Origin of the sequence: Nitrospira sp. (assembly GCA_035968315.1) — a bacterium.
Lineage (GTDB): Bacteria > Nitrospirota > Nitrospiria > Nitrospirales > Nitrospiraceae > Nitrospira_D.
In genome coordinates this window covers 32169-49987 of record JAVYIN010000005.1, presented here as the reverse complement: position 1 = coordinate 49987, position 17819 = coordinate 32169, and the positions used below count along the sequence as shown (strand labels likewise).

Below are 17819 nucleotides of genomic sequence, written 5' to 3'. Positions count from 1 at the left end.
GCTCCTATCGACGGCGTTTCCGAATCTCGTTTTGCATATCATCCATTTGGGACTCTAAATCTTTCTGCACCAGATCCAGCCCCTTCATTAACCGGTCCAGGCTAAACGGCCGCACAGGCGGGAGACCGGGGCCTGTTTCCGGCTTGGCTTCCGGCTGGTTTTCGAGCACTTTCACCGGCTGCGGTTTGGCCGGAGGCGCAGCAGCCTGTTTCCCCCCATCGGGGATCGGAGCGGGCGCCACTGTGGGTTTGACAGGTTCCGCAGGACGTTCCGTCTGTGCCGCGGGTGGCGCCGCATAGGCGACCTGAACGCCCTGCTTGCCCAGCCAATCCTTCGCCACATTGGATTTGATGGCAAAGTTGATGCTGGTGATCGCCAGCCCGTCTTTGGCCTTGCGGGCGATCATGCTATTGACGCCAACTTGATGCCCCTCCATATCAATCAGCGGCCCGCCGGAGTTTCCGCGATTGAGGCTGGTTTCGGTTTGGAAGATATCCTTCCCTGGCACATCGGTAAAATTCTGCCATTCGGCGCTGATCACGCCGGTCGTCAGCGTCCAGAGCCCTCCCGACTCCGGATGGCCGATGGCCAGCACCCGCGCGCCGATGGTCGTTCCCCCGGGATCAGCCAGCGCCAGCACCGGTAACGGCGTGGCCGGATTCGTGATCTTCAGCAGCGCGAGATCCAGCGCCTTGTCATACGCAACCACCGTCGCCGCATGCCGCCGGGTCAGATTCTCCTGATTACTCTCGTTGCCGATGACGCGCTCCGGCTTGAGAAACACAAAGACTTTCTTTGCGGGGGCATCCGTCGGTTTATCAAGAATCACGTGCGCGTTGGTGAGCACCAACCCGCCGGCATCAATAATCGATCCGGTGCCCTGCCCCATGCCTTCAGATCCCACCGCGGCAATGAACACCACGGCCGGTGCCGCTGACGCATAGATCTGCGCCGGAGACAGCTCTGCGGCAACCGCCTCTGCCAACCGGCCTTCGACGGCGAGCGCGAGCGCGACGCCCACGCGGATCGCTCCTCGCAGGAAACCGGTTCCTGCCACTCTGGCTTTGCTCTTCATCGCCCCCTCCAATATTCCGCGGCGTGTCCCTCGTTAGGACTTGCCTTCCAGCACTTCGAAGGTCACATCCTTCACGCTGCGCAGGCCATCTTGATCGGCAATGCTGACGCGAACCGTATGCTTCCCCGACGGCAATTGCGCGCCAGGAACATGAATCCCGCTCGCTGTTGCATACGCCCGCACCCGGTCCGTGATATCGATATTAATGAACTTCACCACGCTCACTTTCAGGCTTGCCGGATCGACCGGGCTCATTTTGGGCGTAAACTTAATATCGACTTCGACCGGCGGCGGCGCGCTGCCGCCGTTATTCGGCTTGACCACCTCGATCTTCGGCCCCAGATCCGACTCGGCGGCAATGGGGATTTCACCGCCCAACACCCCCTCCCGCGCCGGAGCCATCGCGGCCTCCTGCGGCGTAATCAACCAGACGTCATTGTCTTTGACGGCTTGCGCCGGCCCCGGCGCCAGCACGAACCAGGCGCTGACTACTGTCCCGATCACTGCCATAGAGATGATGGCCATTCTGTGTGTCATCCTTGCCTCCTTCCATCAGACTTATTGTCCGATAGGCGTACAGACCAGTGTGTAGACGGTTCCCTTCTCTCCGTATTTCACATTGTCTCCGGAATGCACCCATTGCTCACGCACCTGCGCCTGTGTCAGCACCACCTCGCTGCTGAAACCGGCGCGCTCCCGTATGGCCGTGTCCGAGCTGGTGGCGTCACCGCGGGTCTGCAGCGTCATCTGAGACGTCACGGTCACCGCCACTGCCCTCGCCAGCTCCGTCATCGCCGCCGCCTTGCTATTCGTCCGGGCATCTTCGGCATAGTAGGTGGGCCCGCTGACGCCGATCGCGCAGATGTCCCTCTTCGATGCGGGCAGCGCGGATATCCAGGCCGGAGGCTGCTCGGCGCAGCCAATGCAGCCGAGCAGCCACCCACTCCCGAGCAGCACGACACTCCATCGCCGGACAGGCATCCCCTGCTTCCTACTTTTTCTTCTGCAGCTCGTCATTCAGCTGGTCATGAGCTTTTTCGGCGTTATTGCGGACCCATTCCCGAAGACCGGCATCCAGCTGCGCAAATCCGGCACTCGCGGACTTGTACGACTTCATGATTTCCATGAACTGCTCCATGTCCAGCCGAGCCAGCGCATAGGCCTCGTTCCGCATAGGATGCTCCCAGTACTCCACAATCTGCACGCCGACGAGCGTCGCTTCGGTCACCTGCTTCATCGTGTCCTGGATATGCTGCTCCACCTCGACCTTCGACATATCGCCGGCTGTGGTCTCGGCCATATACTGTTTCTGCAAGCCGGCCACGTAGACCTGCAGCGTCGCCGCCATGTCGTTCCGCGCCTGGCCTTCCGCCGCCCGCCGGCGCAAGGTCGGATTTCTAATTCCTGAGGCGCTCCCCACACCGTGCAGCACGCGCCGTTCCCCACTGAAGGCCGCGCCCTTCTGATTCACCCACTTCGGCAGGCCCTTCACATCCTGAATCGGCGTATCGACCCTGGCCATTCCGTCCGCTTCCTGCCCCATCGGTTTCTGCTCTGCGCAGCCAGTCACCAGCGACATGATCGCCACAGCCCCCATCGCCACCAGCATCCCCGCTTTCATTCCGTTGTCACGCTTCATCTTGCCCCCCTGTTGTGAGTAATGAGTGAATGTTTGAACTCTCTCATTTGGAGTCCGTTACCTGACTCCCCGTTTGACTCTCTGCTTCAGCAAACCTCATTCCAGCGTGCCTGCCACTCTAAACCGTTGAAATACAGTGATCTAACTTCGTTATTCCCGGGAAACACCCCTTGTGTTTCATGCTCTTCCCCGCATCTCCCAGGGAACGTTCCCCGCGCGGACTTGAGGCGACTTGTTACCAGCCCACCCTGGGCATCCAGCTAGCCCCAATCCCACCGCCGCCGGAATCCACACTCATCCGATTCGTAAACAGATCGTCCTGAACCTTGGCTTCTTCATCCAATACCCCAAGCTCAATCATCAAGACGGACAAATTAGCCGGGAGGGCCGCCAGATTGAGCGTGACCCGCTTGATCCGCTCATTGACCGTCTGGCCACTCTCATTGGCGATCTTTTGCACCTCTTTTTTCCAATTTGGCCCCGCCTTTTTCAGGTGGTATCCGGCGATGCCCAGGAGGATTTCCGATTGGCACATCGTGCCTTGCACCGCATCCACAGCCGTCTGAATATTCGCCGCCAGCGCGCGCTGCTCCGGAGTGAAAGCCCCCACCTGGGTCTTGATCTGCCCCATTTCAATCCCCAGCTTCGCCAGCTCCTCTTTATACGCTGTGACCGTGACCTTGAATTCCTCTTCCTGCACCGCAAGCTGCGCCTTGAGTTCTTCGACCTCTTTCGCATTCGTGTCCCGCTCGCTGGCCTTCACCGCCTCTTCAGGGGTTGAAGGGTTGCCGAATTCTTCGGCCTCCAGCTTCTGGATCCGCTGCACAATTTCTAAAATATCCCGCCGTTCCTTCCCTTTCTTTTCTTCCGCTTGCAGGACGGATTCCTGCGCGCGCAGAATCTCCGGCTTGTTTTCAGCTAAGGACATGACCGCATCGAACAGGCTTGGATAGACCTCCATCGCCGTACCCGCCGCACGCCCGGCAAACAAATCCGCCTTCGGCTCGAACGCCGGGTTATAGTGGAGCAACCGGTAGAAGACTTTCGTAAAGGCCGGACTATACCCAGGCCCCAGCACTTTCGTCGCCAATGCATTGACTTCAGACTCGGCGGGAGCGGCGGCTCCGGCCTTGCGGAGGGCATAGAGGTCGGGATACTTGTTAAACAGCAGGGTCTGAAGATACATCGCCTTCAGCTTCAGCGCCGACGTTTGCCCGGCAGCTCCGGCATAATAGGCCGGATCCTGCTGAATCAACTGCCGCAGCGCGTTCTCCTCGCTCATTGGTACGCTGCCATTAGCCTTCTGAGGCCACTCAGACCCTCCGGAAATCGGCAAGGTATGCAAGATCAGATCGCCGACCTCGATAATCCTGGCTGCCGTATTGACCCGGTCCAAGGCCGACTCAATCGTCGGAGGCTCTTGGAGCAGGCCCCAAGTTTCCTTGACCACATCCCAGGACAGGCACTTCGGTGACACCGTGATCGGCAAGCCAAACCCTCCGAACATGGAGCCCGATGAGCCGGAGAGGCTGGACTGGCCGTTCCCTCCCGAGAGAGTCCCGCACCCCGCAAGCCCGAAGCACAGCACCCCCGCGGCGATGATTCGGGATGCCTTGCCTAGCTGATCACTCACTGGCCGTTTCATACGTCCCTTCTCCTTTTCCGGTTTGACGAGTCCCGTCATGCCCCTGCGGGTCGTTCTACTTCTTCACGGCTCGTCGGGTGGTAGTTCCGGCGTCATTCTGCCTGACGGCCCGCTACCCTTCGTTTCAGCAAGCCCTGTTCCTTCAGCCCACGTACTCAAACTGCCTGGGAATATGGTGTTTCCCTCAGCGGATACGGCACGAGTCAGCGGCCGCACCCCGGCTTTTCCCCGCATGACGCAGGGCCGGCTCCCCGCGCAACGCATGAGACGGTAGCCCTTGCGTCCCGAGCACCTTACTCAGACCCCTCCATGCCCTTTTCAATCACCGGCCTGGTTTTCTCGAAACAGGATTTGGCCGCCTGTTGATCGATCACATACTCCTGACCGACCTTCGCGGTGCCCTGGCACGCCGCATCAAAGGAGGCAATGACACGATCTTTGAATCGAACCGTCCCGATCAGCTTATAGATCCGGCGCTTCATCCCTGACGCCTCGGCTTCCTTGTCCAGCACGACTTTATAACCGGCATAGATGATGTCGGCTGGCTGCTGACAGGCAGGCTGCAACGGATCATCGGCACATACACTGTGCCCGCTATCTGAAGCCACCAGCTTATTCCCTATTTGTTTGAACAGCGCATCGAGATGACCGCGAGTAGCAGTGACCATCTCGCCCTGCGCCTCAGATCGGTCGAGGAGCATGAGCTGCTTGTTCTTGAACATTTTGCGCCACTTCTCCCAGGTCTTCCGCCTCTCCGCTTCAACATCCGCTTTGGAAATCATTGCGAGCGCATATACCATGCAATTTTGCCGATCCAAATACCGTTCTTCGATTCTCGACCCAGACAAAGTCTGATCGACAACCTGCTTGGTCAGGGATTCGATTTTCATCATTGTGACGCCCTGGTCTTCTTTCATATCCTGCACAATCTCATCTTTGACCGACACTGAAACTTCAGCGGCCAAAGCCGCCCGTGCATTCCCCTCCGCGGTCTGGATCTGCTCGGTGGGATTTGCCATGTGCGGAGCACTGCCGACTCCCACAAAATCTGTGGTGAGGGGACGCTTATTAACCCAACTTGGCGCAAGACGTTCCGGCAAAAAAGTGCACTTGTCAGTGCCAAACAGCACTTTCACCACCGGCTCGGCATGCACAGGCAGGCTAAAGACCGATCCCCACAGCACCACCAGCATGATGGCGCCCCCCATCAATCCAGCGTTTTGGACAACTCCTGTAACACCCCTCTTCAACTGCCCTGGTTTGCCCTCCCCTACGCTATTCATCGCGCTTACTCCCTCGACTTTTTAGCGGCATTGATGACAATGGAGTCTCGAAGAAACTTCTCCGCTCGCACAAGCGCCTGCGTATAGACATCATCCCGTTCCAGCTCTGACGCCTTCTTATAATCAGCCACCGCTTCCTTGAACTCCCACAACCCCTCATGGGCAATGCCGCGGTTGTACCATGCACGCGCATCATTCTGATTTTGAGCAAGGTGCTTGCTCCAGAACTCGATCGCCAGTTTCCAGTTTTTCTCTTTTGCCGCAATCCACCCAGGGTCTGCAGATCCCAACGGGCGGCCCTCTCGAAGTTCGCCCCTTTTCCCTGACACAAACATCGCCGCGAACTTATCAATCACCCGCTTCACCAGCGCAGCCTGCATCTCTTCGGTCGAAGCCCCGGGTCTATTTGATTCCTCCCGCACTGTTTTTTGGTACAACGGCTTCCCTGCATGCGACAGACGCATCGTCGCATTCAATACGCCATACCCCATTCGCATGGAGCATTTCTCGACAGTCCCATCGACTTCCAGAGGCCCCTCCAAATCGGGAAGCCCAGGTATCGTCACTGTGAAGTCTTCCACTGCTCGCGCCTTGACCCCCTTCTCTAGCTCTGGTGCACATTCCTGAGGCCCTTGAAACGCATGCACGTCGACTTCTCTAATACTCCCTGGCGGTATAAATTCCGGCTTCACCGGCACATCGACAATGACGAAAGCTTTCGAACACCCTCCCAGTAAAAGACCCAGCATGACCAAACCAACCGACCCAACACCTCGCCTGACCTGCAGCAATGCATTCTCTTTCATTCTTCGCCGACGGCTCCCCCCATCACACATGCGCATTCCTCCTTTGTGCTCCCTGCCTATCTTCAACTCACACCCTCACACAGCCCTGTCAGCTCGCTGTTCACTCGACAAATATTTATGAAATGGATCGCGGTGGCGGATGCAAGAGGGGGAAGGGAAACGACGTCCGAACTCCACAGCCTCGCGCAGCCACGGAGAATATATCCAGGCACACACTATCTCGCAGACGTTTTAAACTGGAGAGAATCGCTGGCCTGCCGTCCTTTGACGGCAGACCGCTCATTGAGAATGCGGCTATATGGAAGACCTTGAAGGGAGGACAGGGGGCTGGAATCGTCCGTAAGGAGAACCATGCGTTACGCACTCAGAACGACCCTCCGCTTCTCCTTACTTCACTGCAATGAAACCCTTTAATTAGCAGGATGAAAAACGGCCCCATTCTAATGAAGGCACTCATTAGTCGCAACTAGGCCATTCGGCCCTACCCATAAGTAGGGTGACGGGAAATGAAACCTTAGCACGATGGTCTGACGATGAGCCGAGAACCTCATCAACCCACTTCTGGCTCAATACGAAAATAGGCCTTATCGGCACCTTCTAACACTCCAACTTTTCTCCCCATGCTCCGAGGCGGCGGGGAATCCCGCCGCCTCGCCAAATCCAATCTCCCCTCACTCATCACGGCGTAACGCTCAACGAGCCATTCAGGGTAATGGTAGGTACTAGATTTTCAATGTCACCCAACGTCGCGTTCGCAAAAGTGACCGTCCCTGTACTGACGTCCAACGTAACCCCACTACATGGAGTCCACCCAGGAAGCGGAGAACCTAACGGCGTGAAACAAGACCACTGTTTGTACACCCCTCCATCTGAGATAAAGAAGGATGAACTTACTAGGTTCCCTGTTGAGAGCTCATAGACTACCCCTACTCCCTCTATATGGCCCCCTGAAACTACCTCACCCCATACAACACCTCTAAACCCAAAGAAGTCTTCTATAACAATATCGCTCGGATTCACGACAAAACTCCCTCCCACGCTCGCTGGTGCACCAGTCACCGTAAGCGTGCCTCCTCCGCCACCACCGACTGAGTTGATGGTCAGACTCAGTTGCCGCTGATCAGACTGTTGTGGATTCCCACTATCCGCCACTTGAACGGTAAACGTAGCCGTCCCCTGTGTCGTAGGTATGCCACTGATCGCCCCAGTGGACGGATTGAGTGTCAGTCCTGTCGGCAACGACCCGGCAGTCACGCTCCACGTTCTGGTGCCGGTTCCCCCCGTGGCTGCCAGCGAAAGATTGTAGGTAGACCCAACGACTCCTGCCGGTAGCGGCGAGGCGGTCGTGATGCTGATGGGCATCACCCCAGCCGGACTGATCGTGATGCTCAGCTGTTTGGTCGCGATCCCGCCGACCGAGTCCGTGACCTTCACCGTGATCGTCGTCGTGCCCGCCGCCGTCGGCGTACCCAAAATCACGCCGGATGCATTCAACGACAATCCGGCCGGCAAGGGATTCGACCCGGCATTCAGACTCCAGGCATAGCCTGGCACGCCGCCGGTTGCGGCTAATGTCTGATTGTAGACGGCATTCACATTGCCCCCCGCCAACACGGAGGTGGCAACCGTCAAGACCCCGGGGTTCACAACCAGGCAATTCTGCAAGGTTCGTACAAAATCCGTGGGGTCATTGGGCGACGAGGTCACCGTCACAGAATTACTGATCACCTCGAAACTAAATGGATTAGAATTATACTTAACTACCCTGACTGCCGATGATCCGCCTTTCCGGACTCCTACTTTGAATGTCCCGTCGGCCATCGTCCAATCAGAATCGCCTCCTGAGTAGTCAATGCCGTCACTCTCCACCCATGCATAGGCCACCCGCTGCCCATTTGCATCCTGCACGCAGCCATTCACCCACGTTCGCAGCATCGGATCATCCGCATTCCACGTACTGAAATGTGAGACAGTCCCTTCGTAATACTGATTTGGAGCCGTTCCTTGGAGCGTCGCCGTACCTTCCTCCTTCCATAACCCGCTTGTCTCATCGAAATACCAGAGGGGAATGGTGGTGGGAGGATTCGAGCTTTTGGTCCCTAACGGAATCCGGATCGTCGCGGTCTTGCCTGCCGCTAAGTTATAGCGATTACCGGCATTGTCGCGGATATCCACAACGATCGCGCCAAAGCTTTCAATCGGCGTCGTTCCTCCAGCCGATAAGCCGGTAAAGTCACCAGGCATTAACTTCGGATCGACTGCGGGGTTAATCGGAGTAACGGACACATTGACCGTTCCGGCTACCGTGCCGCCATTTTGGGGAACCAGCCCATTGGCGGGCAGATCGACCTGCGCCGTCGAGTTGGGTACCGTCACAGTTCCACCGCTCGCCACCGTCACGGGCTGCGTAGACCCGACCGGGAGCAACTTGACGCCAACCGTCGTAGTCTGCCCCGATACTACCCGTGCAACTGGAAACGCCTCCGCAAACCCGCTGGCCTCAACGTGGATGACAGCACGATCATTCACCGGAGCTGGTACCGTGAAGCTGCCATCGGCGCCTGACGCAGTCGACCCTGCCGTTGTGCTCACGAACGCACCTGCCACCGGCGCGTTCCCTGTCTCCGCTGAAACAACTACCCCAGATACAGATCCCGTCTGCACCGAAGGTGTGCTGCCGCCACTGCTGCTCCCACCTCCGCTGCAAGCAACCAGTGCGATGCACGCCACAACTGCAATGAACCCCGATAAACCAATCCCCCGCCATACACCCTTCATAACCACCTCCCTGTAGCCAATCGCATCCTTGCCGTAACCGAGCCCGCAACTGACGGATCACTGGCACATGCCCCACATGGACATACAGACCATCTCCCTTGGTCCACACCACAAGAGCTTCATGACCATCTTCCAAGAAGAAACTTCCCGCGATATGTGCTTCGTCGCATCATTCTGATACTGCGCGCGCACCATCTCAGGACGGCCTATCCCTGACAATACGGCTTCGGTCGTATGTGCCATCCTGCTGCCCGGCATCTTCCTGCCGATAAGCCAGTTCATAACAGAGCGCCATTGCCTCAAACCGGCTGTGAATGCCCAACTTGGCAAACACTCGTTCCAGGTGTTTCTTGACCGTGCGGAGAGCCAGGCCCAGAATCACGGCGATATCCCCGTTCGATTTGCCTTGCACAACCCACTGCAGGACTTCGTACTCCCGAGGAGTCAAAGAGGCGAATCGGGGATGCGTTCGGACGACAACCCCGATATGGAACCGTTGTTTTTTCTCGTTCATGAGCTCCCGGCTTTGGATTGTTGATGTGGTCATGCCCTGCCCATCAGCAAGCCCTCTGCCAGCGAAGCCACGGCTGAAGCAACCGCATAACTCTTCCGGTTCATCAATACGTTAGCGAGCAATGACTGGACTCCATGAAGGCCGCGGAGGATGGGCCGTCGAGAAAATCCCCACAGATTCCCCCCCATGATGCGGGGAACCCATCGCTCAGGACTTTCAACGAAAACCAGAAGGAGATCGATAGAGACAGGGGAACAGCCGCTAGCGGCCTGCTACGGCTGGCGCATCATCCGCAGCGTCGCCTTGAGCAGCTTGGAGGTCTCGGGGGTTTCGAACAGGGAGCGGAAGAGATCGTGGACGACGGTGGTGTGGGCGGCGTGGTCGGATTGGAAGTGTGTGAGGGCAGCGGATCGGCTGGCACCCTGGTAGCCCATGCGGATGGCGCAGCGTTCCAGTTCGTCTTGCTGATCGGGAAGTGAGTGGGTCTGGAGATCGTGAACCATCTGTAGTTTGTGTTCGGCGTCACGGAGAAAGACGTAGGCGGCGGTCAGGTCATCCCGTTCTTTGGCGGTAATCAGCTTGAGACGAACGAATCGATTCAACGCGCCGAGCGTGCTGCGATCCAGCAGCGCCGGGACCCGCTTGCCGGCCAGCACCTGAATCGTCTGCACGAGAAACTCGATCTCGCGGATGCCGCCGACGCCCAGCTTCACATTCCGCCGCTCATGGCCGCGGTCGGCCATCTTCGCGTCGATCATGTCCTTCACGGCGCGGACATCGCGCACGATCGCCAGCGCCCCTGCCAAATCAGGCTTGGCCGCAGCCGGGCCGAAGATGAAGGGTTTCACCGACCGGAGAAAGGCTTTCCCGACATGCATGGACCCGGCAATCGGCCAGGCCTTCAGCAGCGCCAGCCGCTCCCACACGACGCCTCTGGTCCGGTAATATTTGTCGTAGTCCTCCAGCGAGCGGGTCAATTGCCCGACCGACCCCTCCGCCCGCAACCGCAGATCCACCCGGAAGATGAAGCCTTCGTGCGTCTGCTCGGAAATGGCCTTCGTCAAGCGCCTGGCCACATGCTCGAAGTACTCTTCGTTGGAGATGGGCTCGAGCGGTTTCGCTCCCCCGCGCGCGCCCTTTCGCGTGACAGCCCTGGTCTCCCCGTCATGGGACTCGCAGATATAGAGCACATCGACATCGGAACTGTAATTCAGCTCGTGGCCCCCAAGCTTGCCCATGCCGATGACGGTGAACCCCGTCTCCACCCATTTCCCCTGCCGGTTCTTATGCATGGGTTTGCCATGCTCGGCCTGCAAATCGGCATCCACCACCCGATAGGCCGCATCGATCAGCACCGAGGCGAGATCGGACAAGGCGCCGGTCGTTTCCGGCACATCGGCCAGCTTCAGCACATCGCGCACGCCGATGCGCAGCATCTCGCGCCGCCGAATACGCCGCAGCGCATCCAGCTTGAGCTCGGAGACGGTCAGCTGGCTCAACTGCTTCTGAATCGCCCGCTCCAGCCCAGCCCTGGTCGGCGGCTTCGACAGCACCTCCTGCTCGGCCAGCCAATAGATGAGCAGCGGATCGCGAATGAGGGTCACGGCCAGCGAGTCGCTGTTGCCGAAAATGGTGCAGACCAGGTCCAGCATACGGGGAGAGCTGCGGAGATATTCGAGAAAGGACGAGCGGGAGACGTTCGAGAGCAGCCGCTCCCAATGGTTCACCGCCTGATCGGGATCGGCGGTGCGGCTGACGGAATCCAGCAGCGGAACCAGAATCCCGGCCAACTGCCGCCGGTGATGCGGCTCTCCCGCCATGGCCTGCAGATTGGCGTCCGCTTCTTTGACGCGTTGAATATGGTACGAGTGGAGAATCGCCTCCAACTGCCCCGGCTCCAGACTGGATGCGAGAAGCAGCGGCGTCGGATCGAGTCCGCTGGGCGGCGCCAGAGCAGAACCGGCACGGGATGGTACAGGCGAGACCTTTCGCGCGCGTGTCATAACCGGGCATTATACTGACCGGCTCCGGTTCCCACAACGCAGCCTACTTCGGGTATACTGCGCCCCATGGCGGATCTCGACCGGTCACGCGAATCATTCCTCACCACGCTGCATCCGCTCTGCCCTGCCGTCGAAGACGACGTGCTGCGCGACTTCGTCACGCGGATGGATGCCGAATACTTCGAGCGCTTTCCACCGGACACCATTGCGCACCATATCCAACTCACCAGCAAGCTGACGCCGGACCATCCCTGCGAACTGTCGGTGCGGCCGGCGCGGGACCAGCACATCGAGCTCAGCATCGTCGCCTACGATTACTTTTCCGAGTTCGCCACCATCTGCGGCCTGCTCTCCGCCTTCGGCCTGAACATCGAAGAAGGCCGCATTTACACCTTTGCCGATGCGGCGGCCTCGCCCGCCAAAGCAAAAACTCCCTGGCCGTCAAGGCGGCCCCAAGGCCGCCCCGGCCTCAGCCGCAAGAAGATTGTCGATGTGTTCCTCGTGCAGCCCGTCAGCGGCGAGCGCTTCTCCGCCGCCGAGCAAGGAGCCCTCACCCAGGCATTGACTGACATGATCCGCCTGCTGGACAACGGCCAGTTCGAAGAGGCCCGGCAACAGGTGAACCGCCGCCTGGTTGAACGATTGGGCAAACAGCGGAGCGCCTTTACCGGACTCCTCCACACCGTGCACATTACCTTCGACAACAGCCAGTCGCCGACGGACACCATCATGGACATCCGCTCGGACGACACCCCGGCTTTCCTCTACGCCTTCGCCAACGCCCTCGCGATGCGCAACATCTACATCGCCAAGGCCCAGTTTGAGAACGACGGCACGAAACTGCACGACCGCTTCCACGTCCGCAATCGCTACGGACAGAAGCTGCTCGATAGCGCCGAGCAGGAGCATCTGCGCCTGACCGCAGTGCTGATCAAGCAATTCACCCACGCCCTCACCTGGGCGCCCGATCCGGCCAAAGCCCTCGAATCCTTCGACCAGTTCCTCGACCTCATCGTGCAGGACACCGGCAAGAAGGCCAAGAGCCAGGCGCTCGACTTTCTGCGCGACAAACGCACCTTCCCGATCCTGGCGCGGCTGCTCGGCGCGAGCGACTTCCTGTGGGAAGACTTCCTCCGCCGCCAGCATGACAACCTCCTGCCCATGCTCACGGAATACCGCGACGCCCCGCTCATCAAGCCGCAGGCTGCCCTGCGCAAAGAATTAGACCGGGCCATCGCCAAGGCCAAGACCGACGAGGCGCGCAAAGAGGCCCTCAATCGCTTCAAGGATCGGGAATTGTTCCGGATCGACATGAAGCACATCGTGGAACCGACCACCAGCCTCCCGGACTTCTCCCTGGCCATTTCGCAATTGGCGGAAGTTATCGTGGAGCGGAGCCTGGCCGATTGCCAAGCCAAGCTGAACAAGCTCTATGGAGCGCCCCGCCTCGCCAACAAGAAGCCCTGCCCCTTCGCCATCCTCGGCGCAGGCAAATTCGGCGGGCGGGAGATGGGCTACGCCTCCGATATCGAAGTGCTCTTCGTCTATGGCGGGAGCGGACGAACCAGCGGCAAACAGGGCATCGAGAACAGCGAATACTTCGAGCGCCTCGCGCAGGAACTGCTGCAACGGATCGAGGCCAAACAGGAAGGCATTTTCCACATCGACGTGCGCCTGCGGCCCCACGGAGGGAAAGGCTCACTGGCCAACGCGTTCGAAGAAGTCTGCACATACTACAGCGCCGAGGGACAAGCCGCACCCTTCGAACGGCAGGCGCTCATCAAGCTGCGCCATATCGCGGGCGACAAGTCACTGGGCAAGCAGGTCGAGGCCCATCGGGATGCGTTCGTCTACAGCGGAGCGCCCTGGGACCTGGCCCTCGCGCTCGACCTGCGGCGCCAGCAGATCGCGCAGCTCGTCGAGCCGGGCAAGCTCAACCTCAAACACAGCCACGGCGGCATCGTCACCATCGAATACGCCGTGCAATACCTGCAAGTCATGCACGGCCACCGGCACCAGAGCCTGCGCACGCCGAACACGCTTCAAGCCCTCGCCGCGCTGGTCGAGGTGGGCCTGATCCCCCGCGCAACGGGAGAGAGCCTCCGCAAAGCCTACCTGTTCATCCGCATGCTCATCGACGGCCTCCGCATGGTGCGCGGCAATACCAAAGACCTCGTCCTCCCGCCCCCCGACTCAGACGAGTTCATCTTCCTCGCCCGCCGCGTCGGCTACACAACAGACGACTGGCAAGCAGGCGCAAGGCATTTGCAGACGGATATCGAAGGACACATGAAGCTGGCAAGGGAGTTCTTTGAGAAGATGTTTGGGAAGGTGTAAAGTCTTGCTCTCTCGACGGGGGCGATTGCAAGAGCAGACGCTCATTTAGCTTCAAGACCACTCATCTAGGGCCTAACCTATGATTGAATTTGGAGAAGGACACCTACCGTGTTGCTTGTAATCTTAGGTGCTGGTGCATCTTATGACTCTGCCCCATCACGGCCAGCCAGTGACTCTCGGTACAACTCGATGTCCGAACGCCCCCCAATAGCAAACGACTTATTTGGTGATCGCCAATACTTTGGCAACGTGATGAACAAATACCCACAATGCCTTCCTATTATTCAACAATTGCGAGACATGCCAGAAGGGACCGTCGAAAAGCAGTTACAAAAACTCCAAACTGAAGCAGCGAATTACCCCACCCGTCTTCAGCAACTCGCGGCAATCCGCTACTATTTACAAGAAATACTTTTCGAATTACCAAGAACGTGGCTAAAAGAAACACAATCCATCAGCAACTATCTTGCACTCGTCGACCACATTCGGAAATCAGGCGAACGCGCCGGCTTCGTAACTTTTAATTATGACACTTTATTGGATGGAGCATTGGAGCAGTTTGGATGTACATTCAACGATTTTCCGTCATATATTGAAAACCATCTGCCACTTATCAAGATTCACGGCTCCGTTAGCTGGGGTCGGCTGAGCACTGCGCCTATAGATATTCGCGGGAAGCGGGTAGACATTGCTAATTCCGTAATTAATTCATACTCGCCCGAATTCATAACGAACCAATATGTAATCGTCGGTGAATCCCCACCGGCACCCAGGCAGGACCGGGCAGTTTTTCCTGCCCTCGCCATCCCCGTTGAATCCAAGCTACAGTTCGAATGCCCTGCATACCATGTTGAAGCACTGAAATCCTTGCTGCCTCAGGTAACTAAAATTCTCGTCATTGGATGGCGAGGCACAGAGGAACCATTCCTAAATCTATTGAGGGAAAAGATAAAGAAAGCTGATCTTGTCATGGTGGTTAACGGCGATAAATCAAAATCGGAGGAGGCGTCAACAAACCTTGGTCGGGCGCAAATTCTTACACCCCGATATATTAATTTCGATGGCGGCTTCACGGAGTTTTTCAAAAGTGGAGCAGCAGACAGCTTCTTTGGTCGGTCATAGACAGATTCGATCAAAACAAAGGAACAGGAAACTTCTCCATAATATATTGCGGGGCAGGTCTTGCGATCACACAAGGGTCATTACATAGGGTCAGGCACGAGTATTGACTTATTGCGAAGTGGGATTGGAATACGGACGGGGGGATCTTTCCTGATTACTCGGCATGATGCCATCCGGCCACGACCCCATTGATTTGACGGCACCCCGCTTGCGGCTGTATCATCACGACCAGAATTCTGGTCATCTTTTCAGTTGAGGTATCCCATGGCAAAAACGCTGCCCTTGTCAGAAGTGAAGACGCGGCTTCCGGAGCTGATCACCGGCGTCGATGAACGTGAGGAAGAGGTGATCGTCACCAAGAACGGCAGGCCTGCGGCGATGCTCGTCAACGTGCAGGAGTATGCCCGCCTGAAAGAGACGCTCGACGTGCTGAGCGATCCGGCCATGATGCACCAGATCGCCGAGAGCCAGGCCTTCTACCGAACCGGCAAGAAAGGTCTCTCGTTCGAGGACGTGTTCGGGGAACCAATTGCGCCCGCCAAGAAGCGCCGCACTGCGTGAAGCCCTTTCAGCCCATCATCCCTCCGCATGTGGCGGAGGTCATCCGCGCGCTCCATCCCGATCTGAAACGATCGATCAAAGCCGCGATTCGCGCGATTGCCATCGATCCGGAATGCGGGGAGCCGCTGCGCCGCGAACTGCGCGGACTCTGGAAGTTTCGCGTGCGCCGCTTTCGGATCGTCTATGCCACCGACCGAGCCCGCCACACCATTCGCCTCATGGCCGTTGGCCCTCGCCAATCGATCTACGAAGACCTCACGGCTCAGCTGCGGGAAAAAGTCGAATAACGGCGGGGATAGGAATCGGGGATATTCTCCGTTTCACTCCGAGCGGCCTATCCTCGGCGGCTCGGAGCGCCTTCCGTCACGGTGCGAGATGCCCCCGTCACGCAGCTTGCGCTCGACAGAGCTTCTCGATCTGCCGCTGGACTACAGGGCGGACGCTGGTGAACGAGAGGCCGAATTCGCGCGAGTTGATCCAGCGCACCACAGCGCCTTCAATGACGACCGGGTTGGCCATGCCCTGCAGGAAGATGCAACACTCCACGCGCTCCCCTACCGGAACCGCCGCAAAACTTGTGACACGACAGCCCCATGGTGACAGGTCACGCAACACGCCCTCACCAGTCATCCTTCGACTTTTTGCAGAAAAATGACTCTGCAAACAGACCGGCGCGCGGGCATGCCGCCGCTTATCTGCCGCGCGAGCGCATGACGCCGGTTGGCCTGGCTGCCTCGAGATGCGGGCCTGCTGGACCAGCCGTATAGGCTGGCCTGAGGAACCGGCACTCGCTCTCTCAAACAAGCGATGCCCCTTTAGACTTTTCGCCTGCCGACTAAGCCATTGCCCGGTCTGCTCCAACAAGGCATTCACATGAGGCTTTAATTGCCGGCCACGCTTCTTCACCTCTTCCATGCAGACATGCCAGGAACCCTTGGACTGAGGAACTGGTGCTCGACCGCCGGAACTCAGATACTTGATCCGTTGTGCCACATCGAGAAATCCAGGGGCCTCTTTTCTAATCCACCCATATACTTCGAGGCTTTCCGCATGCCGGCCCAGCAATTCCAGCGTCTGCCCCATATGATAGAGAATGTGTCGCTGTTCTTCGGGCGACACCGTAGGCGACACGGCAGCTTGCCGGAATGCCATCACGGCTTCTTCATGGCGCCCGGAGGCCTTGAGGCATAAGGCAATTTGGACATGGGCTTTTCCGGCACAGTCTGGACTGAGGGAGGCTTTTTTAAAATCCTCGATCGCCTGAGGGAGCATCTGCACCTGCTTGAGGACCAACCCGCGCTCATAATGATCAAGTGCTGACATCTGTTGGGCCATGCCTGCTCCTCCGATTGTTCGTCCCACATCCCGTGATACGAGGCCGGATAAGGGGATCTGCAAGACTAACGCCTTGCACTGAAGGCCTACTTTCCATTACTTATCTAATCGTAACTGTTCGAGGATGGATGGGCCACCCGACAGGGCGGCCAATATGGTACGCCGCCCTCTACTGAACTAGAATTAAAACGGATCAGAACGCTTGTGAGTGTGACCACATGATCGAAATTTATACAGACGGTGCCTGCAGCGGGAATCCCGGTCCTGGCGGATGGGGCGCGCTGCTGCGCATCAGCGAAACCGAAACGGAACTCTGCGGCGGCGAGCCCGCGACCACGAACAATCGCATGGAGTTGCTCGCCGTCATTGAGGCCTTGCAATCGCTCAAAGAGCCGGTCACCGCGCTGGTCTACACCGATTCGCAGTATGTCCAGAAGGGCATCAGCGAATGGATTCACAACTGGAAGCGGCGGGGCTGGAAGACGGCCAGCAAGGCCCCGGTCAAGAACGAGGATCTCTGGCGCCGCCTGGATGCGCTGGCATCCGGCCATACGATCGAATGGCGCTGGGTGAAGGGCCACGCGGGGCATCCGGACAACGAACGTGTCGATGCGCTGGCTCGCGCCGGTCTGGAACAGGCGCGCCGCGCCGGGAAGGCGATCGGCGGAACGAAGAACGGTGCTGAACAAGCGTGGGACGGGAATCTATTCTGACTCGGATC

Annotated in this window: 16 protein-coding genes; 5 read left to right on the top strand and 11 right to left on the bottom strand. The window is 58.4% G+C overall.

The genetic code is table 11. The annotated features are described in order from the left end of the window. Positions 1-4: 4 nt before the first annotated feature. From RI101_03920 to RI101_03875, 10 genes are all read right to left on the bottom strand, one after another. A complete protein-coding gene (locus RI101_03920) occupies positions 5-1075 on the bottom strand; it encodes a serine protease (GenBank protein ID MEC4889186.1) in 1071 nt (356 codons plus the stop codon). Between the two features lie 33 nt (positions 1076-1108). Beyond that, positions 1109-1612 (bottom strand): hypothetical protein, encoded by a 504-nt coding sequence (locus tag RI101_03915; GenBank protein MEC4889185.1) that lies wholly within the window; start codon positions 1610-1612, stop codon positions 1109-1111. Between the two features lie 21 nt (positions 1613-1633). Next, the gene (locus RI101_03910) at positions 1634-2056 is read right to left on the bottom strand and encodes a hypothetical protein (GenBank protein ID MEC4889184.1); all 423 of its coding nucleotides are present in this window, start codon (positions 2054-2056) and stop codon (positions 1634-1636) included. A gap of 10 nt (positions 2057-2066) precedes the next feature. Further along, positions 2067-2714 carry an LPP20 family lipoprotein gene (locus RI101_03905; GenBank protein MEC4889183.1) on the bottom strand — a complete coding sequence of 216 codons (648 nt, stop codon included), beginning with the start codon at positions 2712-2714 and terminating at the stop codon, positions 2067-2069. Between the two features lie 235 nt (positions 2715-2949). After that, positions 2950-4359 (bottom strand): hypothetical protein, encoded by a 1410-nt coding sequence (locus RI101_03900; GenBank protein ID MEC4889182.1) that lies wholly within the window; start codon positions 4357-4359, stop codon positions 2950-2952. A 293-nt stretch (positions 4360-4652) separates the two neighbouring features. Next, positions 4653-5642, bottom strand: a complete 990-nt coding sequence (locus RI101_03895; protein ID MEC4889181.1) for an LPP20 family lipoprotein — start codon at positions 5640-5642, stop codon at positions 4653-4655. A gap of 5 nt (positions 5643-5647) precedes the next feature. Continuing rightward, positions 5648-6448: a tetratricopeptide repeat protein gene (locus RI101_03890; protein MEC4889180.1), complete on the bottom strand. Its 801-nt coding sequence runs from the start codon at positions 6446-6448 to the stop codon at positions 5648-5650. Positions 6449-7126: 678 nt separating this feature from the next. After that, the gene (locus tag RI101_03885) at positions 7127-9040 is read right to left on the bottom strand and encodes an Ig domain-containing protein (protein MEC4889179.1); all 1914 of its coding nucleotides are present in this window, start codon (positions 9038-9040) and stop codon (positions 7127-7129) included. A gap of 382 nt (positions 9041-9422) precedes the next feature. Beyond that, complete coding sequence (locus RI101_03880) at positions 9423-9773, bottom strand: helix-turn-helix transcriptional regulator (GenBank protein ID MEC4889178.1); 351 nt, start codon at positions 9771-9773, stop codon at positions 9423-9425. Between the two features lie 239 nt (positions 9774-10012). Beyond that, positions 10013-11743 carry a hypothetical protein gene (locus RI101_03875; GenBank protein MEC4889177.1) on the bottom strand — a complete coding sequence of 577 codons (1731 nt, stop codon included), beginning with the start codon at positions 11741-11743 and terminating at the stop codon, positions 10013-10015. 66 nt (positions 11744-11809) lie between these two features. Between RI101_03875 and RI101_03870 the strand changes: the two genes are divergently transcribed. From RI101_03870 to RI101_03855, 4 genes are all read left to right on the top strand, one after another. Next, positions 11810-14080: a hypothetical protein gene (locus RI101_03870; protein ID MEC4889176.1), complete on the top strand. Its 2271-nt coding sequence runs from the start codon at positions 11810-11812 to the stop codon at positions 14078-14080. Positions 14081-14188: 108 nt separating this feature from the next. After that, complete coding sequence (locus tag RI101_03865) at positions 14189-15202, top strand: hypothetical protein (GenBank protein ID MEC4889175.1); 1014 nt, start codon at positions 14189-14191, stop codon at positions 15200-15202. Positions 15203-15466: 264 nt separating this feature from the next. Further along, positions 15467-15763, top strand: a complete 297-nt coding sequence (locus tag RI101_03860) for a type II toxin-antitoxin system prevent-host-death family antitoxin (protein MEC4889174.1) — start codon at positions 15467-15469, stop codon at positions 15761-15763. Continuing rightward, positions 15760-16050: a type II toxin-antitoxin system RelE/ParE family toxin gene (locus RI101_03855; GenBank protein MEC4889173.1), complete on the top strand. Its 291-nt coding sequence runs from the start codon at positions 15760-15762 to the stop codon at positions 16048-16050. Before RI101_03860 ends, RI101_03855 begins: the two co-directional genes overlap by 4 nt. A 97-nt stretch (positions 16051-16147) precedes the next feature. Here RI101_03855 and RI101_03850 read toward each other — a convergent pair whose 3' ends face one another. Next, the gene (locus tag RI101_03850; protein MEC4889172.1) at positions 16148-17098 is read right to left on the bottom strand and encodes a PilZ domain-containing protein; all 951 of its coding nucleotides are present in this window, start codon (positions 17096-17098) and stop codon (positions 16148-16150) included. Between the two features lie 218 nt (positions 17099-17316). Between RI101_03850 and rnhA the strand changes: the two genes are divergently transcribed. Next, positions 17317-17811 (top strand): ribonuclease HI, encoded by a 495-nt coding sequence (gene rnhA / locus RI101_03845; GenBank protein ID MEC4889171.1) that lies wholly within the window; start codon positions 17317-17319, stop codon positions 17809-17811. The last annotated feature ends 8 nt before the right edge of the window (positions 17812-17819 follow it).